This is a genomic window from Martinezella lusitana, from assembly GCF_900094565.1.
Taxonomy (GTDB): Bacteria; Pseudomonadota; Alphaproteobacteria; order Rhizobiales; family Rhizobiaceae; genus Rhizobium; species Rhizobium lusitanum.
In genome coordinates this window covers 288,647-314,039 of the sequence record NZ_FMAF01000003.1, presented here as the reverse complement: position 1 = coordinate 314,039, position 25,393 = coordinate 288,647, and the positions used below count along the sequence as shown (strand labels likewise).

The 25,393-nt window shown below is 60.5% G+C and carries 29 protein-coding genes; 23 read left to right on the top strand and 6 right to left on the bottom strand.

Features of this window, described 5'->3' with window-relative positions; genetic code table 11:
• Window positions 1-84: 84 nt before the first annotated feature.
• Both GA0061101_RS38555 and GA0061101_RS07915 read left to right on the top strand, forming a co-directional pair.
• Complete coding sequence (locus GA0061101_RS38555; RefSeq protein ID WP_141694054.1) at window positions 85-636, top strand: hypothetical protein; 552 nt, start codon at window positions 85-87, stop codon at window positions 634-636.
• 113 nt (window positions 637-749) lie between these two features.
• Entirely contained in the window at window positions 750-1,496 is a 747-nt protein-coding gene (locus tag GA0061101_RS07915; RefSeq protein ID WP_047555371.1) for a YebC/PmpR family DNA-binding transcriptional regulator, read from the top strand.
• Window positions 1,497-1,555: 59 nt separating this feature from the next.
• Here GA0061101_RS07915 and GA0061101_RS07910 read toward each other — a convergent pair whose 3' ends face one another.
• Window positions 1,556-2,359 (bottom strand): anti-sigma factor family protein, encoded by an 804-nt coding sequence (locus tag GA0061101_RS07910; protein ID WP_092573427.1) that lies wholly within the window; start codon window positions 2,357-2,359, stop codon window positions 1,556-1,558.
• A complete protein-coding gene (locus GA0061101_RS07905; RefSeq protein ID WP_245297456.1) occupies window positions 2,356-3,144 on the bottom strand; it encodes a sigma-70 family RNA polymerase sigma factor in 789 nt (262 codons plus the stop codon). The genes GA0061101_RS07910 and GA0061101_RS07905 overlap by 4 nt, the downstream gene beginning before the upstream one ends.
• 334 nt (window positions 3,145-3,478) lie before the next feature.
• Between GA0061101_RS07905 and GA0061101_RS07900 the strand changes: the two genes are divergently transcribed.
• The 3 genes from GA0061101_RS07900 to GA0061101_RS07890 all read left to right on the top strand — a co-directional run bounded on the left by GA0061101_RS07900 (window position 3,479) and on the right by GA0061101_RS07890 (window position 5,477).
• Entirely contained in the window at window positions 3,479-4,453 is a 975-nt protein-coding gene (locus GA0061101_RS07900) for an MBL fold metallo-hydrolase (protein WP_092573426.1), read from the top strand.
• Between the two features lie 22 nt (window positions 4,454-4,475).
• Window positions 4,476-4,937, top strand: a complete 462-nt coding sequence (locus GA0061101_RS07895; protein WP_208864998.1) for a tetratricopeptide repeat protein — start codon at window positions 4,476-4,478, stop codon at window positions 4,935-4,937.
• Window positions 4,938-5,039: 102 nt separating this feature from the next.
• Complete coding sequence (locus GA0061101_RS07890; RefSeq protein ID WP_037196493.1) at window positions 5,040-5,477, top strand: DoxX family protein; 438 nt, start codon at window positions 5,040-5,042, stop codon at window positions 5,475-5,477.
• Between the two features lie 65 nt (window positions 5,478-5,542).
• Here the strand turns inward: GA0061101_RS07890 and GA0061101_RS07885 are convergent, their stop codons facing one another.
• The gene (locus tag GA0061101_RS07885; protein WP_047555375.1) at window positions 5,543-6,541 is read right to left on the bottom strand and encodes an LLM class flavin-dependent oxidoreductase; all 999 of its coding nucleotides are present in this window, start codon (window positions 6,539-6,541) and stop codon (window positions 5,543-5,545) included.
• A 194-nt stretch (window positions 6,542-6,735) separates the two neighbouring features.
• On the opposite strand from GA0061101_RS07885, the gene ruvC reads away from it, so the two are divergent.
• The 8 genes from ruvC to GA0061101_RS07845 all read left to right on the top strand — a co-directional run bounded on the left by ruvC (window position 6,736) and on the right by GA0061101_RS07845 (window position 11,779).
• Window positions 6,736-7,248 (top strand): crossover junction endodeoxyribonuclease RuvC, encoded by a 513-nt coding sequence (gene ruvC, locus GA0061101_RS07880; protein ID WP_092573425.1) that lies wholly within the window; start codon window positions 6,736-6,738, stop codon window positions 7,246-7,248.
• A gap of 55 nt (window positions 7,249-7,303) precedes the next feature.
• A complete protein-coding gene (locus tag GA0061101_RS07875) occupies window positions 7,304-7,567 on the top strand; it encodes an AbrB/MazE/SpoVT family DNA-binding domain-containing protein (protein ID WP_047555377.1) in 264 nt (87 codons plus the stop codon).
• Window positions 7,545-7,964 carry a type II toxin-antitoxin system VapC family toxin gene (locus GA0061101_RS07870; protein WP_092573424.1) on the top strand — a complete coding sequence of 140 codons (420 nt, stop codon included), beginning with the start codon at window positions 7,545-7,547 and terminating at the stop codon, window positions 7,962-7,964. The genes GA0061101_RS07875 and GA0061101_RS07870 overlap by 23 nt, the downstream gene beginning before the upstream one ends.
• A 12-nt stretch (window positions 7,965-7,976) precedes the next feature.
• Entirely contained in the window at window positions 7,977-8,591 is a 615-nt protein-coding gene (gene ruvA, locus GA0061101_RS07865; protein ID WP_092573423.1) for a Holliday junction branch migration protein RuvA, read from the top strand.
• Window positions 8,592-8,744: 153 nt separating this feature from the next.
• A complete protein-coding gene (gene ruvB / locus GA0061101_RS07860; protein WP_037196500.1) occupies window positions 8,745-9,785 on the top strand; it encodes a Holliday junction branch migration DNA helicase RuvB in 1,041 nt (346 codons plus the stop codon).
• Complete coding sequence (locus GA0061101_RS07855) at window positions 9,786-10,688, top strand: metallophosphoesterase (RefSeq protein WP_092573422.1); 903 nt, start codon at window positions 9,786-9,788, stop codon at window positions 10,686-10,688.
• 5 nt (window positions 10,689-10,693) lie between these two features.
• Window positions 10,694-11,203, top strand: coding sequence for an NUDIX hydrolase (locus tag GA0061101_RS07850; RefSeq protein WP_173411176.1), 510 nt, complete (start codon window positions 10,694-10,696; stop codon window positions 11,201-11,203).
• A 12-nt stretch (window positions 11,204-11,215) separates the two neighbouring features.
• Complete coding sequence (locus tag GA0061101_RS07845) at window positions 11,216-11,779, top strand: DinB family protein (protein WP_092573421.1); 564 nt, start codon at window positions 11,216-11,218, stop codon at window positions 11,777-11,779.
• On the opposite strand, the gene GA0061101_RS07840 is transcribed toward GA0061101_RS07845, so the two are convergent.
• From GA0061101_RS07840 to GA0061101_RS07830, 3 genes are read right to left on the bottom strand one after another with little or no spacing between them, the layout of a single operon-like run.
• The gene (locus GA0061101_RS07840) at window positions 11,748-12,680 is read right to left on the bottom strand and encodes an NAD-dependent epimerase/dehydratase family protein (protein WP_092573420.1); all 933 of its coding nucleotides are present in this window, start codon (window positions 12,678-12,680) and stop codon (window positions 11,748-11,750) included. The two genes, GA0061101_RS07845 and GA0061101_RS07840, sit on opposite strands and share 32 nt — an antisense overlap.
• Window positions 12,677-13,525 carry a glycosyltransferase gene (locus GA0061101_RS07835; protein ID WP_092573538.1) on the bottom strand — a complete coding sequence of 283 codons (849 nt, stop codon included), beginning with the start codon at window positions 13,523-13,525 and terminating at the stop codon, window positions 12,677-12,679. The genes GA0061101_RS07840 and GA0061101_RS07835 overlap by 4 nt, the downstream gene beginning before the upstream one ends.
• A gap of 14 nt (window positions 13,526-13,539) precedes the next feature.
• Window positions 13,540-14,760, bottom strand: coding sequence for an NAD-dependent epimerase/dehydratase family protein (locus GA0061101_RS07830; protein ID WP_037196505.1), 1,221 nt, complete (start codon window positions 14,758-14,760; stop codon window positions 13,540-13,542).
• A 136-nt stretch (window positions 14,761-14,896) separates the two neighbouring features.
• Here GA0061101_RS07830 and ybgC point away from each other — a divergent pair, with 136 nt between their 5' ends.
• The 10 genes from ybgC to ftsH all read left to right on the top strand — a co-directional run bounded on the left by ybgC (window position 14,897) and on the right by ftsH (window position 25,221).
• The gene (ybgC, locus tag GA0061101_RS07825) at window positions 14,897-15,352 is read left to right on the top strand and encodes a tol-pal system-associated acyl-CoA thioesterase (protein ID WP_037196608.1); all 456 of its coding nucleotides are present in this window, start codon (window positions 14,897-14,899) and stop codon (window positions 15,350-15,352) included.
• Window positions 15,353-15,768: 416 nt separating this feature from the next.
• Window positions 15,769-16,491, top strand: a complete 723-nt coding sequence (gene tolQ / locus GA0061101_RS07820) for a protein TolQ (protein ID WP_034476136.1) — start codon at window positions 15,769-15,771, stop codon at window positions 16,489-16,491.
• Between the two features lie 26 nt (window positions 16,492-16,517).
• Window positions 16,518-16,976 (top strand): protein TolR, encoded by a 459-nt coding sequence (gene tolR / locus GA0061101_RS07815; protein WP_037196507.1) that lies wholly within the window; start codon window positions 16,518-16,520, stop codon window positions 16,974-16,976.
• A gap of 9 nt (window positions 16,977-16,985) precedes the next feature.
• A complete protein-coding gene (locus tag GA0061101_RS07810) occupies window positions 16,986-18,218 on the top strand; it encodes a hypothetical protein (RefSeq protein WP_047638946.1) in 1,233 nt (410 codons plus the stop codon).
• A gap of 134 nt (window positions 18,219-18,352) precedes the next feature.
• The gene (locus tag GA0061101_RS07805) at window positions 18,353-18,646 is read left to right on the top strand and encodes a cell envelope integrity TolA family protein (protein ID WP_141694053.1); all 294 of its coding nucleotides are present in this window, start codon (window positions 18,353-18,355) and stop codon (window positions 18,644-18,646) included.
• 20 nt (window positions 18,647-18,666) lie between these two features.
• Window positions 18,667-19,971 carry a Tol-Pal system beta propeller repeat protein TolB gene (gene tolB, locus GA0061101_RS07800; RefSeq protein WP_047639022.1) on the top strand — a complete coding sequence of 435 codons (1,305 nt, stop codon included), beginning with the start codon at window positions 18,667-18,669 and terminating at the stop codon, window positions 19,969-19,971.
• Window positions 19,972-20,122: 151 nt separating this feature from the next.
• A complete protein-coding gene (pal, locus tag GA0061101_RS07795) occupies window positions 20,123-20,656 on the top strand; it encodes a peptidoglycan-associated lipoprotein Pal (protein ID WP_037196511.1) in 534 nt (177 codons plus the stop codon).
• A gap of 161 nt (window positions 20,657-20,817) precedes the next feature.
• Window positions 20,818-21,825 carry a tol-pal system protein YbgF gene (gene ybgF, locus GA0061101_RS07790; protein ID WP_037196512.1) on the top strand — a complete coding sequence of 336 codons (1,008 nt, stop codon included), beginning with the start codon at window positions 20,818-20,820 and terminating at the stop codon, window positions 21,823-21,825.
• Window positions 21,826-21,830: 5 nt separating this feature from the next.
• Complete coding sequence (gene tilS / locus GA0061101_RS07785) at window positions 21,831-23,162, top strand: tRNA lysidine(34) synthetase TilS (protein ID WP_047555381.1); 1,332 nt, start codon at window positions 21,831-21,833, stop codon at window positions 23,160-23,162.
• 115 nt (window positions 23,163-23,277) lie between these two features.
• Complete coding sequence (ftsH, locus tag GA0061101_RS07780) at window positions 23,278-25,221, top strand: ATP-dependent zinc metalloprotease FtsH (protein ID WP_034503653.1); 1,944 nt, start codon at window positions 23,278-23,280, stop codon at window positions 25,219-25,221.
• Window positions 25,222-25,393: the final 172 nt, after the last annotated feature.

Below are 25,393 nucleotides of genomic sequence, written 5' to 3'. Positions count from 1 at the left end.
GATTTTCGTTGGGATATGTATCCTACTCACCTATGCAACTTCCGCTGGCCGTGATTGATTGCGCCATACCATTGGGGGAAGCGCATGAATCGGGTTCTTTTGACTACAATAATAGCTGCAGCGCTATCGGGCTGCGTCTCATCAAACCCGGTCAACACGACGCCCGATGGCTATCGCCTCCAAAAATTCAGTCAGGGAACTGTTTCTGTCGGCAAAAGCGCAAATCTGTTAGCCGCTGGCAGTTGGAGCGTGTCATGCCCAACCGATGCAATGACTGACAAACGCAATTGCAGCATTACGTCCCTGTCGGGGGCTTTGTTCATCGACTACGGAAGTTCACCAACACCGCAACGCGTCTGCCTCTTGTCGCATGATGCGCCGGGCATGACTGCCTTGATCAGAGTTGATAGCCATCCGGCGGTTGCTACGGATGCACAGGGCTGCGTTCCGGCAAGCCGGATCATTCACCAGATGAGAAGCGGTAGCACTTTCCTAGCGCGCGTTGGCGCCATCAATGACTGGTCGCCCGATCTGCGACCCGTAATCAAGGACGAACGCGCGTCGCTCGAGGGATTGAACAAGGCCATGGAAACCGTTGCGGATATTCGGGCAGGCAAGCTTGCCGTCAAACCGTAGGAATAGTGGCGGAAGGCCTCGACCGACGCCATTATCCGGCTTTTTGCTTGAATGAAGGCCGCTTCGCTCTTATAAGGCGGCCATTCCCAACAAAAGACGTGAACAGGGGTGCCATGGCTGGCCATTCACAGTTTAAAAACATCATGCACCGCAAGGGTCGTCAGGATTCGGTGCGTTCGAAAATGTTCTCGAAGCTGGCGCGTGAAATCACCGTCGCCGCCAAGGCGGGTCTGCCTGACCCGACCATGAACGCAAGTCTGCGCCTCGCGATCCAGAACGCCAAGGCCCAGTCGATGCCCAAGGATAATATCGACCGCGCCATCAAGAAGGCGGCCGGCAATGACGGCGAAAACTACGATGCAGTCCGCTACGAGGGCTACGGCCCCGGCGGCACGGCGATCATCGTCGAAGCGCTGACAGACAACCGCAACCGCACGGCTTCCAACGTCCGCTCGATCTTCACCAAGGCAGGCGGCGCGCTCGGTGAAACCGGCTCGGTCTCCTTCTCCTTCGACCATGTCGGCGAGATCACCTACAAGCCGACAGTCGGCGACGCCGACAAGGTGATGGAAGCAGCGATCGAAGCCGGCGCCGATGACGTCGAGAGCGACGAAGAGGGCCACACCATCATCTGCGGCTTCGAAGCGATGAACGAAGTCGCCAAGGCGCTCGAAGCGACGCTCGGCGAGGCCGAAACGGTCAAGGCGATCTGGCGCGCGCAGAACAATGTGCCGGTCGATGAAGAAAAGGCTCAGTCGCTGATGAAGCTTATCGACAGCCTCGAAGACGACGACGACGTACAGAACGTCTATTCGAACTTCGAGGTTACCGAGGAAGTGCTGGCGAAGCTCTCGGCCTGATACGGATAAAATGCTTGCAAAAAGCCGGCCGCAGCCCATGCGGCTGGCTTTTTTGCGCCTTAGGGTGCGGTGGCGCGCGAAAAATCATCACGAAAGGCAGAAAGGTCGGTGGCGCTGACATCGGATACTGCCCAGAAGACCAGCCCGTCCGCATACCATTCGGCGAAATTGTAGCCTTCCTTCTCGGCGCTGCTGCGAGTGGTGGCCGTGCCGGGCCAGATGAAGAGATTGATGATATGGCCGTGCCGGTGGTAGATCAGCGCCGCCACGACCCGACCGTTCAGATAATCCACGCGGCCGCCGACAAGGGGAAAACCCTGTGCCGCCAGATCGACCACCGGTGGAGAAAAATCGATCTTGCCGCTGAACCACGGCTTGACGGTGTGCTGATCCGAGGTCAGCACGTCGGTCAGGTGATCGGCGAGCATCGAGCGCACGTGGCTCGCAAGGAGCTGATCTTCGATCGTTTGGCTCTGCCGCGGCATGTTCAAAACCAGCATGAGGCTGGCTGCCACGGCTGCGAGCGATGGTATAAAGCTCCATTGCCGGACAAACCGCCAGAAGCTACGCCATGGGTTCTCCGTTTGGATCGTTGCCGCCACGGCGCGTGCCATCATGACCTGTTCCAGCGCCAACGCGGCCTGGACGCGTGCATGGACGGCGTCCGGTGCCTGCCATTTCACTCCTTCGCGGCCGGCAAGGCGTTTTACCATAAGAGCCTCTTCCATCTCGTGGGCACATTCTCGGCAGGTCGCAAGATGCGTCTCGAAACTTGCGGTGTGGGCCGGATCGAGTTCGCCATCAATGAAGCCATGCAGTAGGTCGCTCCATTCGCCGTGATCACTGTGTTCCCCGTTGCTCACCGCGCCGCCCCTTTCGCGTCGAGGCTGCGCCAGGCTTCGCCGAAATCGCGGCGAGCGCGGGCAAGGCGCGACATGACGGTGCCGATCGGCGCATCGATGATTTCGGCGATCTCCTTATAGGAAAGATCTTCGAGCTCACGCAGGACGAGGACTTCGCGCATGGCATCGGGCAGCATGTTGATGACCTGGCGCACCCGCAGCGTTTCCGCCTTGCGGATTAACGCCGCCTCAGGGGTGTCTTCCTCGGAGGCCGGGTCGGACGACGGCGGATCCTCCGGTGAGTCATTGCCATCGGTCATCGGCTGTTCGTAACGGGTCTTGCGTCGCCCTTCCTGCAGCCACGCGTGATAGCAGTTGCGGACGATGGTGAATGTCCAGGCCCGGGCATCGCCATTGCGAAAGCCGCCAAAGCCGCGATAGGCGCGCAGGAATGCCTCCTGCACGATATCCTGGGCGGCATCGGCATCCCTGCTCAAGAAGCGCGCGAAATTATAGGCGGCATCCAGATGCGGAACGATCGTGCGCTGGAAGCGGCGCATGGTTTCGTCCGACGATGAGATTGTATGCAGGCGCGGTTCGTCATTTGCCGCTGTCTCGGCCACCATCATGAGGCTGGAGTAGCTAGCCTCCTTCGTTCCGTGCGCCTTCGGTCCGGCAAACGGGCCAACCAACCGGATGAGAAGCCGCTCCAGGCTGCGCATCACGCTTGCTTGCAGGCGACGCCAGTTCATGGCGTGAAACCGGCGGTCGAATGAAATCGCGCTTATAATCTGGGCGTCTGTCATCATGGTCCCCGCGAAACGCCGATGTCGACTGTAAGCCTCGGGTCCGGCGCTTGCAATCTTGCCTAAAGACGTAGATCGCACTTGCTCGGGTTTTATTCCCGATCGGATTCGAAAAAGTCGAAGACGGTGCCCCCAGGCGCTCTGCACCCAGCAGATTGCGATCCGGGCTTTCGGCATCGAGCTAAAATAGCCTATTAATTTCAATTATTTGAATGAATCTTTCGTGCTGCGGGGAATAAGTGCCCGCAGTCGCTGATCTTCTTCCTCAGCGGGGGCGGCAATCTGCAGCGCCCTCCGCCTGGCCCCAAAGCCATAACCCTGAGGAGATATCGCGATGTTTGACATGACCCGCCGTGCCGTGCTCGGGACGGCCGCCGCTGCGGCAGCCTTCGGACTGTCGTCGAAGCTCGAATTCATTCCGCAAGCCTTTGCCGCGACCCCACTGGAGCCGACGACGGGCTTCTACAAATACAAGGTCGGTTCGATCGACGTCACGGCCGTCTATGACGGCATTTGGCGCAAGCCGCACGATCCGGCCTTCATCAAGAACGCCTCCGTCGATGACACCAAGGAGGCGCTTTCCAAGGCCGGCCTGACGACGGAGTTCATGCCCATTCCGTTGACCGTCGTCGTCCTCGATATCGGTGGCCGAAAGATCATGATGGATGCCGGGTCGGGCGTCGGGCAGTGGCAGACCAATGCCACGCATCTTCCGGCCAACATGGCCGCCGCCGGCATCGACTACAAGAAAATCGACACGATCATGATCTCGCATTTCCATCCGGACCATGTCTGGGGCCTGATGGAAAAAGGAACGAATGCGCCGGTGTTCGCCAATGCCGAGCTTGTGGTCAATGCCACCGAGTACAACTGGTGGACCGATCCCGGCCGGGTCGACAAGCTGGCGGAGGGGCGCAAGGAAGCGGGCAGGCGCATCGCTTCCGTCTTTCCGACGTGGAAGAACTGGCGGCTGGTCGATGATGGCGCCGAGGTCGCGCCGGGCGTGCGCATCATGGCCGCGCCTGGTCATACCCCCGGTCACTCGGTCTTCCTCGTCGATGGCGGCAACGAGCAGCTGATGGTCTCGGCCGACATCATGTACGTGCCGGCGCTGCTCGCCCCCCATCCCGAATGGCAGGGAGCCTACGATCAGGACGGCCCGATGGCCATCGGTACCCGCCGCAAGCTGATCGACCGCGTCATTGCCGACAAGATCAGGATTTGCGGCTCGCATTTTCCGTTCCCGGGCTCCGGAACCTTCGTCAAGGACGGCAACGCTTACGGATTCACCCCCACCATCCAGGCCTGAGCGGCCAAGAAGGAGCAAGACCATGTTGAAACATGCCATTCTCGGAATTGCCGGCCTGTGCGCCGTGATCGTCATTCCCGCCGCAACGGCCGGCGTCGCCTTCGCCGTCGACAATATGGAGGCCACCGACGCGCCGGATCTGACGTCGGTGCGCGCCAAGATCGATGCGAAGAATTATGTCGGCGCGCTTGCCGAGCTTCGCGATATCGCCGAGGAGCATCAGCAGGCCGATGTCTACAATCTGATGGGCTTTACCCTGCGCAAGACCGGGGACTATCGAACGTCGCTGACCTACTACACCAAGGCGTTGGAATTGCAGCCGGATCACAAGGGCGCGCATGAATATCTCGGCGAACTCTATGTCGAAACCGGCGACATGCCCAAGGCTCGCGAACAGCTTGCAACACTCACCAAACTTTGCCCCGGCGGCTGCGAGGAGCTGGATGATCTGACCAAGGCGATCGCCGCGAAGGCAAGCAACTAGAACTCGGCCCCAACTGACCCGGCGGCATTTCCATTCGACCAAGTCGTGGAGATGCCGCCGAGAGCGGAAACCGCCCGGATGTTGCTGTGAAGGAGGAAATCCATGGAATACGAAGAGGAGAGTGCCGCTCTCGTCAATATGGCGGACATGGCACTGCTGTTCGGCCGCATGCTGCTGTCGTTACTCTTTCTGGAAGAGGGTATCGAACTCGCCAGCCATTTCGATAATGCATTGGAAGCCATGGCAAAGCTTGGCGTCGCCGCACCTATCGCGACTGCAACCATCGCCGTGCAGCTTGCTGCAGGCCTTGCCATTGCGCTCGGGTTCACGACCCGATTGGCGGCATTCGGTCTCGGCCTGTTCTGCTTGCTGACAGCGCTATTGTTTCACACGAACTTCGCCAGTCACAATGAACTCTTGCACTTCGAAAAAGACCTGGCGATCTCGGGTGGAATGTTCGTGCTGATCGTCGCCGGCGCCGGCAAGCTGTCGTTGGATATGTTGATCCGGCGCCACTGGAAGACGAGGCTCGTATCCTGACCTCGTCGATCGCCCGGTGAGCCGCTCACAGAAGATCCGCTCACCGGATAGTTCGCACTCGAAAGTCAGGACACCTTCTTGAAGCTCGGAAGCGTAGCGAACAGCTCAACCGATCTCAATCGCGCCTCGATATCGTGGATCGGCATCGAAATGATGACCTCGTCAGCCTCGGTATCTTTGATGAATTGCCGGAGTTTCGCCTCGGCGGTCGCCGGGGAACCGACCACGGCATAGCGCAGCGTGTTTTCCACATTCAGCTTTTCCATCGGCGTCCAGAAATCGTCCATGTCCTTGCGCGGGCGAGGGAAGGGGCCGCGCACATTGCGGCGCAGGTTGACGAATTGCTGCTGTGCCGAGGTGAAATGGTATTGCGCCTCCTCATCCGTATCTGCCGTCGAGCCCATGACGCCGACCATGACATAGGGCTTGTCGAGCGTTGCCGATGGCGTGAAACGCTCCCGGTAAATGGCGACCGCGTCAAGCAGGGCTTCCGGCGCGAAATGCGAGGCGAAGGCATAGGGAAGGCCGAGCATGGCGGCGAGATGGGCGCTGTAGAGACTGGAGCCGAGCAGCCAGATCGGGACGTTGGCGCCATGGCCGGGAACGGCGAGAATGATCTGGTTCTCGTCGGCCGGGCTGAACAGATGCTGCAGCTCGACGATATCGTTGGGGAAGCTTTGCGCGCCGGCATCGATGTTGCGGCGTAGGGCCTGCGCCGTGCGCATGTCGGTGCCCGGCGCCCGGCCGAGGCCGAGATCGACACGGCCGGGAAACAGGGCTTCCAGCGTGCCGAATTGCTCGGCGATGACAAGCGGGGAATGGTTCGGCAGCATGACGCCACCCGAACCGATGCGGATGCGCGAGGTTGCCGCACCGACATGGCCGATGACGACAGCCGTCGCGGCACTGGCGACGCCCGGCATGCCGTGGTGCTCGGCCAGCCAGAACCTGTTGTAACCGAGCTCCTCCGCCTTCTGCGCCATGCGCTTCGAACCGTCGAAGGACTGGCGGATGGTGCTGCCTTCGGCAACGGGCGAAAGATCGAGGATGGAAAAGGGAACCATGGCAAGAAACCTGCGTGGTGAAAGGGAGGATGTGTTTCCACCATGTAGGAGCGCCGGGGCGTCATTCCAAACCCTGCCGCCACGATTTCGTCACGATGCTTTCAGCGCGGCGGGAACCGCCGGCAATCTGTGGCTTGTTTTTGTTTTGTTCACATTTTGCTGGCACATCTTCGGCCTGAAAGATAGGTTGACCCATGCAAAACACGATTCGCATCATCGGTATCGATCCGGGCCTGCGCCGCACCGGCTGGGGGGTTATCGATATACTTGGCAATTCCCTGCGTTTCGTAGCATCGGGAACGGTGACCTCGGACGGCGACATGGATCTCGCCTCTCGCCTTTGCCAGCTTCACGATGGGCTTGCGGAGATCGTTCATAGCTACAAGCCGGATGAAGCTGCCGTCGAGCAGACCTTCGTCAACAAGGATGCGGTGGCGACGCTGAAGCTCGGGCAGGCGCGCGGCGTCGTCATGCTGGTGCCGGCGCGCGCGGGTTTGCCGGTGTCCGAATATGCGCCGAATGCCGTCAAAAAGGCCGTCATCGGCGTGGGGCATGGCGAGAAGCAGCAGATCCATATGATGCTGAAGATCCTGATGCCCAAGGCCGAGTTCAAGGGCAATGACGCCGCCGACGCACTCGCCATTGCCATTTGCCACGCCCATAATCGCGGCACCAACCGGCTGCGGCAGGCGGCATTGGCAGGGTAGTTTGTTCTTGACCTGTTCCGGGTTGGCCGCTAAGTATTACTGAAGAGGTATTACCATGCGTGTGACGGAAAAAGGTCAGGTGACCATCCCGAAGGAAATTCGCGACAGGCTCGGCATCGGCCCGGGCTCGGAGGTTGATTTTATCGCCTCGGGCAGCGGGGCGATGCTCGTCAAGATCGCCGAGGCATCGGATCCGGCTATTCGCGATTTCGACGATTGGCTGGAGCGCGTCGGGGGTACGATGGACCTTGGCGGCATGACAACCGACGAATTTATGGAGTTTCTGAGAGGTCCGCGTGACGACGTCGACCCTCGTTGATACCAACATCTTCATCGATATCCTCGGTCCGGCATCGGCCCAGCGGCAATGGTCCGCAAAGTTGCTGAAACAATGTATCGGAGAGGGTGATCTCGTTATCAGCCCGGTGGTCTGGTCGGAACTCGCTGTTTCGCCTTTGAGCGAGGAGGACTTGACGGTCACCTTGTCCTGGCTCGACATGAAGCGCGAAGCCATACCCTTCGAGGCTGCGTTTCGAGCCGGCAAGGCGCATCGTCTCTATCGGCTCGCCGGTGGCCAAAGGGAGAGAACCCTTCCGGACTTTCTCATCGGTGCCCATGCCGAGTGGCGAAGACACAGGCTGCTGACACGGGATGCCTCGCGCTATCGTTCCCACTTTCCTTCGCTCGACCTCATTTCCCCTGAAACCCATCCCTGACGGACATCATTCATGATCGGCAAGCTGAAAGGCACAATCGAAGAGCTCGGCGAGGATTATGTGCTCGTGGACGTGCACGGCGTCTGCTATGTCGCCTACTGCTCGGGCCGCACGCTGTCGAAGCTCGGCTCCGTCGGCGAAGCCTGCATTCTCTTCATCGAGACCTATGTCCGCGAAGACCAGATCCGGCTCTTCGGCTTCACGACGGCACTGGAGCGGGAGTGGTTCAACATCCTCCAGACAGTGCAGGGCGTGGGCGCGAAAGTGGCACTGGCGCTGTTGTCGACCTTGACGCCAGCCGAGCTTGCCAATGCGATCGCGCTGCAGGATCGCGCCGCCGTTTCGCGCGCGCCGGGCGTCGGCCCAAAGGTTGCAGTGCGTATCATGACCGAGCTGAAGAACAAGGCGCCGGCCTTTGCCGGCGAGGCGGCAAATATCGGCTTGAAGCAGGAATTGGGCGAAGGAGTTGCCGCCGCACCCGTCGCCGACGCCGTTTCTGCGCTGACCAATCTTGGCTATTCCCGCGACCAGGCCGCCAACGCCGTTGCGGCCGCGATGAAACTGGCCGGCGCGGGCGCCGACAGCGCCAAGCTGATCCGGTTCGGCCTCAAGGAACTGGCGCGGTGAGGCTTTGCACCTTCCGCGTTCCTTACTATTGTCTCAAAGTCGGGAGATCGACTTGCGACGCTCTTTCGTGCGGGACTATTTTGAACGCGGCAAGCCTTGATGCCGCATCGGCGAAAGAGCCGCGAAACGCATATGGGGAATGGAACCTCTGACATGAGTGAAGCCGCACGCCTGATATCGCCGGAGAAGCGGGGCGAAGACATTGATGCGACGCTCAGGCCGCAATCGCTGGACGAATTTACCGGTCAGGCGGAGGCGCGCGCCAATCTGAAGGTCTTTATCGAGGCGGCCAAGGGACGCGGCGAGGCGCTGGATCATGTGCTTTTTGTTGGCCCGCCCGGCCTCGGCAAGACGACGCTGGCGCAGATCATGGCGAAGGAGCTCGGCGTCAATTTCCGCTCGACCTCCGGCCCCGTTATCGCCAAGGCGGGCGATCTTGCAGCATTGCTCACAAATCTCGAGGAGCGCGACGTGCTCTTCATCGACGAGATTCACCGCCTCAATCCGGCGGTCGAGGAAATCCTCTATCCGGCCATGGAGGACTTTCAGCTGGACCTGATCATCGGCGAGGGCCCGGCAGCGCGCTCGGTGAAGATCGATCTTGCCAAGTTCACGCTGGTTGCCGCCACCACGCGTCTCGGCCTGCTGACGACGCCGCTGCGGGATCGTTTCGGCATTCCGGTCCGATTGAGTTTCTACACCGTCGAGGAGCTTGAGTTCATCGTCCGGCGTGGCGCGAGACTGATGGGGCTCGGCATGACCGACGAAGGGGCACGCGAGATTGCGCGGCGCGGGCGCGGAACGCCGCGCATCGCCGGCCGCCTGCTGCGTCGCGTGCGCGATTTTGCCGAAGTGGCCAAGGTCGAAGCGGTGACGCGGGAGATCGCCGACGAGGCTTTGACGCGGCTTCTCGTCGACAATGTCGGCTTCGATCAGCTCGACAAGCGTTATCTCAATATGATTGCCGTCAATTTCGGTGGCGGGCCGGTCGGCATCGAAACCATCGCTGCCGGCCTTTCCGAGCCGCGCGATGCGATTGAGGATATTATCGAGCCCTACATGATCCAGCAGGGTTTCATACAACGTACACCGCGCGGCCGTGTTTTGACCGCGATCGCCTGGAAACATCTCGGCATGCAGCCGCCCAAGGACCTTGAGGCCGCGCAGTTCCGGTTGTTCCAGGAGGGAGATTGAATGCTCGGCCGTCGCGCCTTTCTGAAGCTCTTCGGCGGCAGCATATTCGGTTTGATTGCACTCGGGGGATACGCCTTTGGATATGAGCCTGTCGTCCGCCTGAATGTGACCCGCTATGCGTTGACCCCGCCACGATGGACGCCGGGGCTCAAACTGCGGATCGTGGCGCTCGCCGATTTCCATGCCTGCGAACCGTGGATGTCAGCCGAGCGCATTGCAGCGATCTGCACTCGGGCCAATGAACTCGGCGGTGACATCATCGTCCTGCTTGGCGATTACACGTCAGGGACCGATCTCATCACCGCTCGCGTCGATCATCAGGCCTGGGCGGCAGAGCTGGCGAAGCTGAAGGCGCCGCTCGGGGTTCATGCTGTCATCGGCAATCACGACTGGTGGCATGACGCGGCCGCCCAGAGAAAGGGTCATGGGCCAACCTTCAGCCACCGGGCCTTGGCCAGCGTCGGCATCGAGGTCTATTCCAATCGTTCCGCGCGCCTGGAAAAGAACGGGCAAGGGTTCTGGCTTGCCGGCGTCGAGGATCAGCTGGCCCTGCGCCGGAGCATGCGCTGGAAGCGCCCATATACGAAAGGGCTGGATGATCTCGGCGGCACCCTGGCGGAAGTCGCAGACGATGCGCCCGTGATCCTTCTTGCTCATGAGCCCGATATCTTTCCCAATGTGCCTTCGCGTGTGTCGCTGACCTTGTCGGGACATACGCATGGCGGCCAGGTGAGGATTTTCGGCTGGTCACCCTATACGCCGTCGCGGTATGGCGACAGATATGTCCATGGCCATATTACAGAGGAAGAGCGTCATATCATCGTTTCCGGCGGCCTTGGCTGCTCCATTGCGCCGGTTCGCTTCGGCGTGCCGCCGGAAATTGTCGTGATCGATGTGGGATGAAGATCGTGTCGAAACGCAAGCTTATCAGACTGAATGCGGGCCGCTCGCGATTCCAGATGCGCGTGGCGGGCCTCGGCTTTCGTGACGGGCATGTGCTTGTCCACCGGGCCGAGCACGAGACATTCTGGACCTTTCCCGGCGGTCGCGCCGAGATCGGCGAGACGTCGGAGGAAACCTTGCAGCGAGAAATGGTCGAGGAGCTGGGCGTCGATGTGACAGTCGGGCGCCTTCTCTGGTCCGTGGAGAATTTCTTTCACTACGAGCAGCGCGACTGGCACGAACTCGGTCTCTACTACCTGATGGACCTACCCCACGGCTTCCCGTTCGAGCCGGATAAAATCGTGCATCGCATCCGGGACGGCGATAACGATCTCGAATTCAAATGGGTGCGGGCAACGCGGGAGGCGCTGGTGGCGCTCGATATTCCGCCCTATTTCATTGCCGAGGAAATCGAAGATCTGCCGCTGACGCCGCGTCATCTCGTCTGGCGGGACGGTGATCTCGACAAGGCCTAGGGGAGATATCCGATGTCCGCTTTCGATGCGGTTCGTGTGTTTCGCAAGCTCGCCTACAACAATGCGTTGGCGAATATCCGGTTGCATCGAGCCTGCGCGGCGCTGCAGCCGGGCGAGTTCGAGGCGAAGCGGACGAGCTTCTTTCCGTCGATCAAATCGACCCTCAATCACATCCTGACCGTGGACTGGTTCTATGTCGATGCGCTGGAAGGCGGCACCCTGGGGCTGGGGGCCTTCGACATCGAGGAGCCGTTCGACAAGCTTGAAGACTTGTCCAGGCAGCAGACGGATGTCGATCGCCGGCTGGTGGTGCTTTGCGAGGGCCTGACGCCGGAGACGGCGACGCGGACGGTCGCCATTCAACGCAGCGATCGTATTCAGCGCGAGCGGGCCGACGATGTGCTGAGCCACCTGCTGCAGCATCAGACTCATCATCGCGGCCAGGTGCATGCGATGCTGGCCGGAACCAGTGTCGCGCCGCCGCAGCTCGATGAATTCATCGTTGCCGACGATGCGAGGTTCAGGGGCGCGGAATTGGCGGTGCTCAGCTGGGACGAGACGAAGCTGATGCGTTGATGGCGGCATGGCGCGGCGGTATTGCCTTCGCCAAGGTCTCGATCGTTTGCCGAAGCAACACCTTTCCGCCGCTCTGCCATCCAAGCGCACGAATTCTCGACGTATCCATGGCGCTTATGACGCCCTCGGGCGCCGGGGCCGGGAGGGCCTGAGGACAATTCGTTGCCCGCTGCAGATGCCCGAGGATCTCGTGCGTGTCGGTCAATATATCCGACAGATTGAAGGCCTCGCCGTCGATCCGTCCTTTTTCGGTCTCCAGCAGCAGCCGAACGGCGCGGCCGAGGTCGCGGCCGTGGACCTCCGTTCCCGCGCGAGAGGGAACCTGCTTGCCGTTCAGATAATCGTCAAACAGAGCGTCCCACTTGTTCGGACGCAGATCGCCATAGACGCCTGTCGCCCTCAGGCTTGCCGTCGCGAAACCGGGAGCGGAGAGGGAGAAAAGCGCATGTTCGGCATCGCGCTTCACTTCCCCATAAAGCGTATTCGGCGCCGGTTTGCTTGCCTCCGTCAGCACCTCGCCCGCCAGCCGATCGCCATAGACAGCACGAGATGACAGGAAGACGCAGCGTCGAATGCCGGCCTTTCTCGCCGTTTCGAACAGCTTGACCGTGCCGTCCAGATTGAGCCGCCGGAACCCCTCGGGGTCTTCTCCTTCGCCACCGCGATACTTGCCGGGCGCGTGACTGAAAGCCGCATGCACGAAGAAATAGGCATCCTCGAAAGCATGGCTATGGTCTTCGGTGGGGTCGAGGCTCAGCGGCACGAAGGAAACAGCATGGGGAAAGAGACCTGCCTGCGGCGCGGCGCGTCCGCCGACCGCAACCTTGTATCCGGCTGCCAGCAGCTCCTCGTTGATATATCGGCCGACAAGACCCGTTCCGCCCGATATGAGAACCTTCATGCAGCCTCTTTGGGATTTGCGAGCGTCGCGATATCGGGCATATCCAGCCCGGTATGGAAGCCATGCCACAAGTCGATCAAGGGTCTCAGCAGCGCAGCCTTCGGATGGTTCTCCTCCCAAGGCTTTTCATACTGGTAATGCAGGATCGAAATGCTGTTCCAGTCCCAGAGCGCCGGCATGGTGAACCATACATATTGCAGCATGTTCATGAAGATCGGCAGGCCGTGCCAATCCGGGAAGAATGTCTCGAGAAAGGTCTGATCTGTGCGCCGCCAGAAGACGTCGGGGCGGTCGAGCCGCTGCAGCATGTCCTGAAACGTCGCAAGCGACGGCTTGGCGACGAAGACGCCGGAGTTCAGCCGATGAAAATCGGAAAGGCTTTCATAGACATTCGGCGCGGCGGAAAACTCAGGGTAATCGAAAAGCCTGTCGACATTCTTCAGCACGAGGACGTCCGCGTCGATGAAGACACAAGTGTCGTATTCAATGAGCTGCCAGAGCCGCAGCTTGCAGAAATTGTCGAGCGGCGTGTGAAAGGAAGGCTTGCGGCCCTTGGTGAAGGGAGCGGCGGCATGAAGATTGCCGCGCGCATGCCGTTCGTTGAAAGTATCGGACAGAGGCAGGTGTTCGACCTCGATCAGCCGGCAGTCGAGCGCGATGAGCGGGGCAAGATCGCCTTCGTGGACGCCTGCCGTGTGCAGGACGACGATATCGGCCTTCGTGCGCGTCCGAACAATCGACCGCGCCAGCGCCGTAGCGCCCATGGCGTAGTCGGCATTCGTGACGAGGGTCACGAATGCTTGGCCGGAGCGGGGGCGGGTCTGCGAGCGAAGTCCCTGCAGCATTTCGCTTCCTGGCATCATGAGACGGACTTCAATCTCTTGCCCTCGGGATCGTGGTTGACAGTCGCCGCGATATCCTTGGTCCAGGCGGAGACGGCCGGGACACGCGAGCGATCGACGCGATAGGCGTACTTCTTGGCGACATCGACGATTTCGCTCAGAAGGCCGGCTTCGAGCGTGATGGGTGCCAACCCGAGATTGAGGAACTTGTCGTTGTTGACGATCAGATCGTTCTCGGGGGCTTCCTTGCGCGGATTGGGCAGGCGGACGACTTCGGCGCCGCTTATTTTCGCGATCATCTCGGCGAGATCGCGGACGCGATGTGTTTCCGTCATCTGGTTGAAGATCTCGACGCGGGCGTTGCGTTGGGGCGGGTTCTTCAGCGCAAGCTCGATGCAGCGCACCGAGTCCTGGATGTGGATGAAGGCACGCGTCTGGCCGCCGGTGCCGTGTACGGTCAGGGGATAGCCGATCGCCGCCTGGATGAGGAAGCGATTGAGCACCGTGCCGTAGTCGCCGTCATAGTCGAAACGGTTGATCAGCTGCTGATGCCTGCGGGTTTGCTCTGTATGTGTGCCCCAGACGATGCCCTGGTGCAGATCGGTGATCCTAAGGCCGTCGTTCTTGGCGTAGAATTGGAAGAGAAGCTGATCGAGGCATTTCGTCATGTGATAGATCGAGCCAGGATTGGCCGGATAGAGAATCTCCTGGCTGACGGACCGCCCGTCTGCCGTCTCGATACCAACAGGCAGATAGCCCTCCGGAATGGCGGCGCCGACCGTGGAATAGCCATAGACGCCCATGGTGCCGAGATGCACGAGATGGGCATCGAGATTGAGTTCGACGAGTGCGTTCAGCAGATTATGCGTGGCGCTGACATTGTTGTTGACCGTGTAATTCTTGTGGCGGTCGCTCTTCATCGAATAGGGGGCGGCGCGCTGCTCGGCGAAATGCACGATCGCATCGGGGCGATGCTCGGCCAGCCACGTTTTCAGGAGCTCGTAGTCCTTGGCGAGATCGATGAGATTGAAGTGGATGCGGCGGCCGGTTTCGGCGTGCCAGATGCGGGTGCGTTCCTGGATCGAGTCCATCGGCGTCAGGGACTGGACGCCCAGTTCCGTATCGATCCATCGGCGGGAGAGATTGTCGAGGATATGGACCTCATGACCGGCATCGGAGAGATGGAGCGAGGTTGGCCAACCGATGAATCCGTCGCCACCCATTACCGCTATTTTCATGAGATTTTTCCTTCTGCGCCGAACCGCTAGCCGGCACCATTCCGGATAGTCGGAGTTTATGACAATTGTTCAAAGCTTGCTTGATGGCAGAACTTCGGCCAAAGAGATGCCGGACATACAAGGAGATGCGGCAACGATGAACAGCCCCTTTCTGATAGCTGGGGAACTGGAAGCCGGAAGCCACCGGCTGGTGCAGCGAGTCTATTACGAAGATACGGATTTTTCCGGCCTCGTCTATCACGCGCGGTATCTGCATTTCCTCGAGCGCGGCCGCACGGACTACCTGCGCTGTCTCGGTGTGGAACAGCGCGAGCTTTTGAGTGCCGACGAGGAAGGGCTTGTTTTCGTGGTCCACCGTATGGAGATCGACTTCAAGGGGCCCGCCCGCATGGATGATGTGCTGCTGATTCGCACCGTCACCGAGAAAGCCGGCGGCGCGAAGATGGTGCTCTCCCAGGAAATACGCCGCGGCGACACGCTGCTGATCGCCGCCAAGGTCATCATTGCCGTAATCAACGCGAAGGGGCGACCGCGGCGGCTGCCGGAAAAGCTGGCGGCACAGATGCTCTCGGCATCGCAATCCGCTGGCTAGCAAGGCAGTCAACGTCTCGTCGGGCAAGCGGCTGCACGCAAAGATATGACCGCTGTCTGCCGGTGCTTGCAAAAACTTGAGTTTTGTGTGAAGGAATTCGCGGCGCAAGATCTGTCTGCGTTTGCCGGCGGTTTCGCCCTGTCATTTCTTCCCAGGAGCTAGAATAAGCCTTCGTCGCCGTTAAATCCTTCATGTTTCGACGCTAACATTCTTTTAACCATAATAGTGTCTTACTAGTTAAGTCGGAGTTTGTGCGGTGCACGCCTTCCTTTGACCAAATTTGACGGCAAGAAGGCAATTGTAAGCTTGGAAGGCTTGACCAGGGCGTTCAGCGGCGGCTGCCAAACATTTCTTGTGAGATCACTTTTAGCCGCCCGGTCTAGCGCCGGGCGTTTGGATTCGGGGATTTTGGATCAATGGAACAAGTAGCATTGGCAGCGGCCACCACACCGGACATCACCCTCTGGTCGCTATTCATGCAGGCGGGCCTGGTGGTCAAGCTTGTCATGATCGGCCTTCTGGCCGCATCCGTGTGGACGTGGGCAATCGTCATCGACAAGTATCTGAGCTACGCGAGAGCGCGCCGGCAGTTCGATCATTTCGAGCAGGTCTTCTGGTCGGGCCAATCGCTCGAAGAGCTTTACCGGACGCTTTCGGAACGCAACAATACGGGCCTCAGCGCCATCTTCGTCGCGGCGATGCGGGAATGGAAGAAATCGTTCGAGCGCGGCGCGCGGTCGCCGATCGGGCTGCAGATGCGTATCGACCGGGCCATGGACGTCACCTTGGCGCGTGAATCGGAACATCTGATGGCTCGCCTCGGATCTCTGGCCACCATCGGTTCGGCCGGTCCGTTCATCGGTCTGTTCGGCACGGTCGTCGGTATCATGACCTCGTTCCAGGCCATCGCCGGTTCCAAATCGACCAATCTTGCGGTTGTCGCGCCGGGTATCGCCGAAGCGCTGCTGGCGACCGCCATCGGTCTGGTCGCGGCTATTCCCGCCGTTATCGCTTACAACAAGTTCTCTGGCGATGCCGGCAAGCTTTCGGGGCGCATGGAAGGCTTCGCGGATGAATTCTCCGCCATTCTTTCGCGCCAGATCGATGAGAAGCTGCAGCCTCGTCAAGCGGCTCAATAAGTAGCGGACAGAACCGGAGAACTCATATGGCAATGTCTGTTGGAGGCAAGGGTGGCGGCGGTGGCCGCCGGGGCAGTCGTCGCGGCAGCGGCCGGGGCGGCCCGATTTCCGATATCAACGTGACGCCGCTGGTCGACGTCATGCTCGTGCTGCTCATCATCTTCATGGTGGCGGCGCCGATGATGACGTCGGGCGTGCCGATCGACCTGCCGCAGACGCAGGCAGGCGCGCTAAACGCGCAGACCCAGCCGATCACCATTTCGATCAAGGCCGACGGCCAGGTCTTCTTGCAGGAAACGCAGATCCAGGCAGCAGACATTGCCGCCAAGCTGCAGGCGATCGCGACGACAGGCTACAACGAGCGCATCTTCGTGCGTGGCGACGGCAAGGCGCCTTACGGCGTCATCGCCGACGTCATGTCACGCATCCAGGAAGCCGGTTACAAGAATATCGGCCTCGTCACGCAGCAGATAACGGATCACTGATCAATCGCCATGAAGCGCAGTCTTGCCACATCTGCGGTAGTTCACATCCTGGTGCTCATCGGCGCCATGGTGACGCTGAGTGCGCCGGCGCCGCTAGAGACGCCGGAAAGCACGGCGATGGATGTCGACATCGTGCAGGCGGACCAGCTCCAGCAGGGTGAGAAGAAGGCGCCGGTGACGGATCACGTCTCGCGCAAGCAGACCACGAAGCAGGACCAGGTCGCCAACGCGCAGAACGTTGGCGAGAACAACGTCGATATCAAGAACCCGGTCGTGCCGACGCAGCGGCCGGAAAGCGATACTGCGGCTCTGGCACCGAAAAAGGTGGAAACGCCTGTTCCGCAGGACGATCCGCGGCCGAATGACGTCAAGACGGTCGAGCAGAAGGATACCGAGGCGGCGCCGAAGGAAGTGGCCGCCGTTCCGCAGCAGAAGCCGGATGTGACGCCCACCCCCGCGCCGAAGCCCGATCCGACGCCTCCCACCCCGAAGGCCGATGTAACGCCGACGCCGCCTCCGACCGAACAGCCGACGCAGCAGGCTGAAATCCAGCTGCCGAACAATGTTCCCGTACCGGATGTCAAGCCGCAGCCGACGCCGCCGAAGACCGTCGAGCAGAAGCCCGAAGTCAAGCCTGTACCGAAGCCCGATGTGAAGGTGGCCGACGCCAAGCCGACGGATAAGACGACGACGCAGAGCACGAGCAAGACCACGTCGGCCGATGACGGCAAGAAGGACGCTGACAAGAAGCGCGAGACGGCCAAGGGAGCCAAGTCGCCCGCCAGCGATTTCAATGAGGATCAAATCTCGGCGATGCTGAACAACACATCGTCGAAGGGCGGCGCGGCGCGTTCATCGAAGCAGGCTTCCGCCGGCGCCGATACTCAGGTCGCCTCGCGTGGCGGTATGAAATCTCTCGGCGCGGGCAAACTCAGCCAAAGCCAGCAAGACGGGCTGCGTGATCTGATCGCCAAGTACTGGAATCTGATGCCCGGTCTCGAAGGTGCCGGCGACGTGCGGATCAAGGTGCATTTCAGGCTCGACAAGTCTGGCCAGATCGTCGGCGAACCGGATGCGACGACGAGCGGCGGGCCGGCGTCGACACAGGCCGCCATGCAGAGTGCTGCCGTACGCGCTGTGATGCGGGCGCAGTCGGATTACCTGAAGATATTGCCACCGGACAAATATGAAGACTGGCAGGAAGTCGTCGTCAATTTCAGTGCAGCGGACCTGGGGATGTGATGCGGGGAGTGCGGCGTTTCCACTGTCCTCGTTTCGGCCTGTCCTTGTTTGCGGCCCTGGCGATTATCCTGGCGGGCTCAGCGTCTGCGCGATGCGCGGAAACTGCTGCCGGCAAGGATCGGCTTGAGCATTCCATGATTGAGAATATCCGCAAGAGTGTCACGGCAAATTGGCCGCCGCCGACGAATCTATCCGGCATCAAGAATGTCCGTGTTCAAATCCGGTTTGAGCTCGATCGTGCCGGACAGATCGTTGGCAAGCCGAATGTTGTCATGACGGGCGGTCCGGAGAAAACCCAACAAGCTGTGGCGGCAAGCGCGCTGCGAGCAGTATTCAGATCCGCTCCGTTCAAAAATCTGCCAATAGATCAATACGACGTTTGGAAAGAAGTGACTGTTAACTTCGATGCCAGCGATCCAGCGAATTAATGCTGAAAGGCTTGATACATATGATCAGAAAATCCCTCGTCCGTCTCCTGCTGGTGCTGGCAGGCCTGATGACTGCGCTTGCCACGCCGGCCTATGCCGTGGTCGAGATCAACATCAACAAGGGCAACGTCCAGCCCATGCCGATCGCCATCACCGACCTTCTGTCGAATGATAGCCTCGGCCAGCAGATCTCGGGTGTGATTGCGGCCGACCTGCAGCGTTCGGGCCTGTTCGCGCCGATCAACAAGCAGGCCTTCATCGAGAAGATCAGCAATCCGGACTCGACGCCGCGCTTCCCGGACTGGACGGCCATCAACGCCCAGGCGCTGGTGACGGGTCGCGTCACGCAGGAAGGCGGCCGCCTTCGCGCCGAATTCCGTCTGTGGGATACGTTTGGCAATAGTCAAATGGTCGGCCAGCAATTCTATGCCCAGCCGGACAATTGGCGCCGTGTCGCCCATATCATCGCCGACGGGATCTACGAGAAGATCACCGGCGAGAAGGGCTATTTCGATACCCGCGTCGTCTTCGTTGCGGAAAGCGGCCCGAAGACGGCCCGCAAGACGCAGCTCGGCATCATGGATCAGGACGGCGCCAATGCGCGCATGCTGACCGATGGCAGCGACCTGGTGCTGACGCCGCGCTTCTCGCCGAACCGGCAGGAAGTCACCTACATGTCCTTTGCCAACCAGCAGCCGCGCGTCTATCTGCTGCAGTTGCAGACGGGCCAGCGCGAACTGGTCGGCAATTTCCCCGGCATGACCTTCTCGCCGCGCTTCTCGCCGGACGGGCAGCGCGTGATCATGAGCCTGCAGCAGGAAGGCAACGCCAACATCTATACGATGGACCTGCGCTCGCGCACCACGACTCGTCTGACGTCGACGGCTGCGATCGACACTTCGCCGTCCTATTCGCCCGACGGCACCCAGATCGTCTTTGAAAGCGACCGCGGCGGCAAGCAGCAGATTTACGTGATGAATGCTGACGGTTCCAACCAGCACCGCATCTCCTTCGGCGATGGCTCCTATTCCACTCCGGTCTGGTCGCCGCGGGGCGATCTCATCGCCTTCACCAAGCAGGCCGGTGGAAGCTTCTCGATCGGTGTCATGAAGACGGACGGTTCGGGCGAGCGTCTGTTGACTACCGGCTTCCACAATGAGGGCCCGACCTGGGCGCCGAACGGCCGTGTCATCATGTTCTTCCGCGAACCGGCCGGCTCCAGCGGTCCGCAACTCTATTCCATCGATCTGACAGGTTATAACGAGCAGAAGATCCCGACCTCGGGCTTTGCTTCCGACCCGGCCTGGTCGCCGCTTCTCGAGTAACGGGGCGCTTGCCACGTTATCGCCGCAAAGTCCTGTGAGTGGACCGTTTCGGGACAATTTTAGGACACCATTAACCATATTTGTTGGAATCGGATTAACCGAACCCGGTTACAGTCTGGCAACCCTGATAGAGACTAAGGAGAGACCGGCAATGAGCCGCATCGCAACCCCGGCCGTTGGCCATATGCAAAACCTCGCCCGCAACCCGATCCTGATCGCGCTTTTCGTCGGCCTTTCGCTCGCCGGTTGTGCATCCAAGAAGGGCTTGCCGAATGATGCCAATGGTCTTGGCCTGAATGGTGCCGGCAATGCTGCTCCGGGTTCGCCGCAGGATTTCACCGTCAATGTCGGCGACCGCATCTTCTTCGACACCGACAGCTCGTCGATTCGCGCCGATGCCGGCCAGACGCTCGATCGTCAGGCTCAGTGGCTTGCCCGTTATCCGAACTATTCGATCACCGTCGAAGGCCATGCCGACGAACGCGGCACGCGCGAATACAACCTGGCGCTCGGCGCCCGTCGTGCGACTGCTACCAAGGACTATCTCGCTTCGCGCGGCGTTCCGGCTAAGCGCATGAAGACGATCTCCTACGGCAAGGAACGTCCGGTCGCGACCTGCGACGACATCTCCTGCTGGTCGCAGAACCGTCGTGCCGTTACCGTGCTCAACGGCGCTGGCTCCTGATAGGGCAAAGCACCGGTCGAAATACATAAAGGCGGTCCTCGTGACCGCCTTTACTTTTTTGACCACACTTTGGCCGAACTCCGTTGCTTTTTGAGAGCAATTGTAAAAATCTCCTGTTCGAGCCCCATGGCCCGAAGAATCAATGAGACAGGAAGATCCATATGAGAAGACTTGTCGTGGCGAGCCTGCTTTGTCTCGCTGCCGTTGCAGGCAGTGAGCGCGACGCTTCTGCCTTGTCGCTGTTCGGAATCCACCTCGGAGGCCGCGACGCCTCCGCGCAGTCGGCTCCGAACAACGCTTATCAGAGACAAGGCCAGGCGCCTGTCGTCAATGTTCAGAACAGCGATGCTGAAGTGCGTCTTCAGCAGCTCGAAGACCAGATGCGCCAGCTGAACGGCCGCGTCGAGGAGATGAGCTATCAGTTGCTGCAGATGCAGGAGCAGATTCGCAAGACGCAGGAAGACAACGAGTTCCGCTTCCAGCAGCTCGAGAAGCGCGGCGGTAGCGCCCCTGCCGCCAGCAATGCGCCGATGAAGAAGAGCGAAGCCGACGTTCCGGCCCAGGGCGCCGGCAGTCGGCAGGATGACATCGCCAGCGTCATCAGCGATTCCGGTAGCAACGGCGTGTCGCCCCAACAGGGGAGCGGCACGGGCAAGCCGCCGAGCCAACTCGGTTCGATCCAGTTCGATCAGAGCGGTAAACAGGTGGGTTCTGCCTTGACGCCGGCCAATAATGGCTCGGGCGCGCCGCCAAGCGCCAGCTCCGGAGCGCAGACGGCGTCGCTCGGCAATGAAGGTGACCAGTATAAGGCTGCCTACGGCCACGTCCTGTCCGGCGACTACAGCGTCGCCGAACAGGAGTTCCGCCAGTATCTCGACAGCTATCCGAGCAGCGCGCGGGCTGCGGACGCCAATTTCTGGCTCGGCGAAGCGCTCTATTCCCAGGGCAAGTACAACGACGCTGCCAAGACGTTTCTGAATGCGCATCAGAAATACAGCGGTTCCGAAAAGGCGCCTGAAATGCTGCTGAAGCTCGGCATGTCGCTTGCCGCGCTCGATAACAAGGATACGGCCTGCGCCACGCTTCGCGAGGTGACCAAGCGTTATCCCAAGGCTTCGAAAGCTGTTACCGGCAAGGTTGCCAGCGAAGAGAAGCGGCTTGCCTGCTGATCGCCATGCCCACTCAAGCTGTGACCGGTGCTGCCACAGCCCGTACGCCTGAAGCCGCAGCATCCGATTTTCTCCATTCCCTTTCGAAGCCTGCTCATATCCTGGTCGCCATTTCCGGCGGCAGCGATTCCACCGGTCTTCTGATCGCCCTTGCCGAGCAGCTGAAATCCTCTCCCCATTCCGCGATTACTCTTGCCGCCGCGACCATTGATCACGGCTTGCGCGCCGGCTCTACGGACGAAGCGCTAGAGGTCGCCGCGCTCTGTGCCCTTCACGGCATTCCTCATTTCGTGCGCCGTTGGGAGGGCGAAAAGCCCAAGAGCGGCATCATGGCCGCTGCCCGCGAGGCGCGCTACGGACTACTCGCCGACCTGGCATCCGAAATCTCGGCGGATGTGATCGTTACGGCTCATACCCTGGATGATCAGCGCGAGACGATGGCCATGCGTGCCGCGCGCAGAGGTGAGGGCGGGGATGGCATGGGCACCGGCATTGCCGACGCGGTGCTGTTTGATCGTCGCATCTGGATCGCCAGACCGTTTCTGGCTTGCCGGCGCATGGATATACGCGCCTATCTCGAAAGGCATGGTGTATCCTGGCTCGATGACCCCAGCAATGAGGATAGCCGGTTCGAGCGCGTGCGCACGCGCATGCGCCTCGCGCGGGAACCGGCCCCTGCTCTTTTCGTGGATGGTGGAGCAAATCGAGCCGCGCTTTCCGCAAAAGCAGCCTCATGGCTGGATGATTACGCCGCCATTCATGCGAACGCGCTTTGTGTCATCGACCGAGCGGCCTTTTCGTCAGACGAAACGGTTGTCGTCTACAGTTTGTCCTATCTTGCAGCAGCTTTCGGCGGCAAAGCCTACGGGCCTGGCCGTGGGCAAATGGAACGCATTCTCGATTTCGTGACTACGGGAAGCCCTGGGCGACGCACGGCAGGTGGGGTGGTCTTCGACCTGCGCCGCGATGCGCTCTACCTCATGCGTGAAAGCCGCAACATCGAGCCGCTGACGCTCATGCCTGGCGCGAGGGCCATTTGGGATGGCCGTTTCGAAGTGGTCAATCCAGGCCGGGCGCCTGTCCATGTGCAAGCCGCCGGGGCGGAGGGTGCGGCCTTTCTTCCTCCGGATTTGCCGAGAGGGGCTGCACAGCGCGCCCGCGCCGCGATGCCTCTGATCGAGGCGGATAAGGCCAATATGGCTGCAGACGTCACCATCTCGCCCTATCTTGCACCGTTCGACCGCTTTTTGACACGATTCGATCTCACATTCGCAGATCGGCTTTCGGTCGCTTTTGGTCGTGAAGCCTATAGGCGGCTGCCGCTTTCAGTCATATAGACGGAAAAAACATGCACCGACGCGGTTTGCCTTGGCAACGGCTTGGCGCAACCCTATGTTAGGGATCAAGTAATGCCGTCGCTTTGCGGCGGAAGTTTCAGTGCTGGGGAGTTCGATGAACCCTAATTTTCGTAATTTCGCTCTGTGGGCAATCATAGCTCTGCTGTTGATTGCCCTGTTCAGTATGTTTCAGAACGCGCCGGCACAAACAGGCTCCAGGGAAATTCCGTATTCGCAGTTCCTCCGGGAAGTTGATTCCGGCCGCGTTCGTGACGTCACCGTCACCGGCAATCGCGTCGTCGGCAGCTATGTGGAAAACGGTACACCATTCCAGACCTACGCTCCGGTCGTGGATGACAGCTTGCTTGAACGCCTGCAAAACAAGAACGTCAACATTGTTGGTCGTCCGGAGTCGGATGGCTCCTCGAGCTTCCTGAGCTATCTCGGCACGCTGCTGCCGATGCTGCTGATCCTCGGCGTCTGGCTGTTTTTCATGCGGCAGATGCAGGGAGGTTCGCGGGGTGCGATGGGCTTCGGGAAGTCGAAGGCTAAGCTTTTGACGGAAGCGCATGGTCGTGTCACCTTCGATGATGTCGCCGGTGTCGATGAAGCCAAGCAGGATCTCGAGGAAATCGTTGAATTCCTGCGCGATCCGCAGAAGTTCCAGCGCCTAGGTGGCCGCATCCCGCGCGGCGTTCTGCTTGTGGGACCTCCCGGTACGGGTAAGACGCTTTTGGCGCGCGCCATCGCCGGCGAGGCCAATGTGCCGTTCTTCACCATTTCCGGTTCCGACTTCGTCGAAATGTTCGTCGGCGTCGGCGCAAGCCGCGTCCGTGACATGTTCGAGCAGGCGAAGAAGAATGCACCCTGCATCATCTTCATCGACGAAATCGACGCGGTCGGCCGCCATCGTGGCGCCGGTCTCGGCGGTGGTAACGACGAGCGCGAGCAGACGCTGAACCAGTTGCTGGTCGAGATGGACGGCTTCGAGGCCAATGAGGGTATCATCCTGATTGCCGCGACCAACCGTCCCGACGTTCTCGACCCGGCGCTGCTGCGTCCAGGCCGTTTCGACCGTCAGGTTGTCGTGCCGAACCCGGACATCGTCGGCCGCGAGCGTATCCTCAAGGTTCATGCCCGCAATGTCCCGTTGGCTCCGAACGTCGATCTGAAGACGCTTGCCCGCGGCACGCCCGGCTTCTCCGGTGCGGATCTGATGAACCTCGTCAACGAAGCTGCGCTGATGGCCGCCCGTCGCAACAAGCGGCTGGTGACGATGCAGGAGTTCGAAGACGCCAAGGACAAGATCATGATGGGCGCCGAGCGCCGCTCTTCGGCCATGACCGAAGCGGAAAAGAAGCTCACCGCCTATCACGAAGCCGGTCACGCGATCACGGCGCTCTATGTCGCAGTCGCCGATCCGCTGCACAAGGCGACCATCATTCCGCGTGGCCGTGCGCTCGGCATGGTCATGCAGCTCCCCGAGGGCGACCGCTACTCGATGAGCTACAAGTGGATGGTGTCGCGCCTCTGCATCATGATGGGCGGCCGCGTCGCGGAAGAGCTGACTTTCGGCAAGGAGAACATCACGTCAGGTGCATCCTCCGATATCGAACAGGCCACCAAGCTGGCCCGTGCGATGGTGACCCAATGGGGCTTCTCCGACGAGCTCGGCCTGGTCGCCTATGGCGAGAACCAGCAGGAAGTCTTCCTCGGCCACTCCGTCTCGCAGTCGAAGAACGTTTCGGAAGCGACCGCGCAGACGATCGACAACGAGGTGCGCCGCCTGATCGATCAGGCCTATCATCAGGCCAAGGATATCCTCACCGAACAGCATAACGGGTTCGTGGCAATCGCCGAAGGCCTGCTTGAATACGAAACGCTGAGCGGCGAAGAGATCAAGGCCCTCATCCGCGGCGAAAAGCCTGCTCGCGATCTTGGCGACGACACTCCGCCGAGCCGCGGTTCGGCCGTGCCGAAGACCGGCGCCAAGAAGGATGGTTCGCTCGGCACCAAGGGCGATGAGCCTGAAGGTGGTTTCGAGCCGCAGCCGCGCTAGCGGATCAAGAGCACCAAACTGCAAAAATGAAGGGCCAGCTACCTCGAATAGGGAGCTGGCCTTTTGTTTTTCGGCGTGCAACAGGAGGTAATGCACTGAGCGTTGGCGAAGCGGCATGACAATCCACGGACCCGGGCGAAGTAACGCAAACGCCTTGATCCGCGAAATCGGA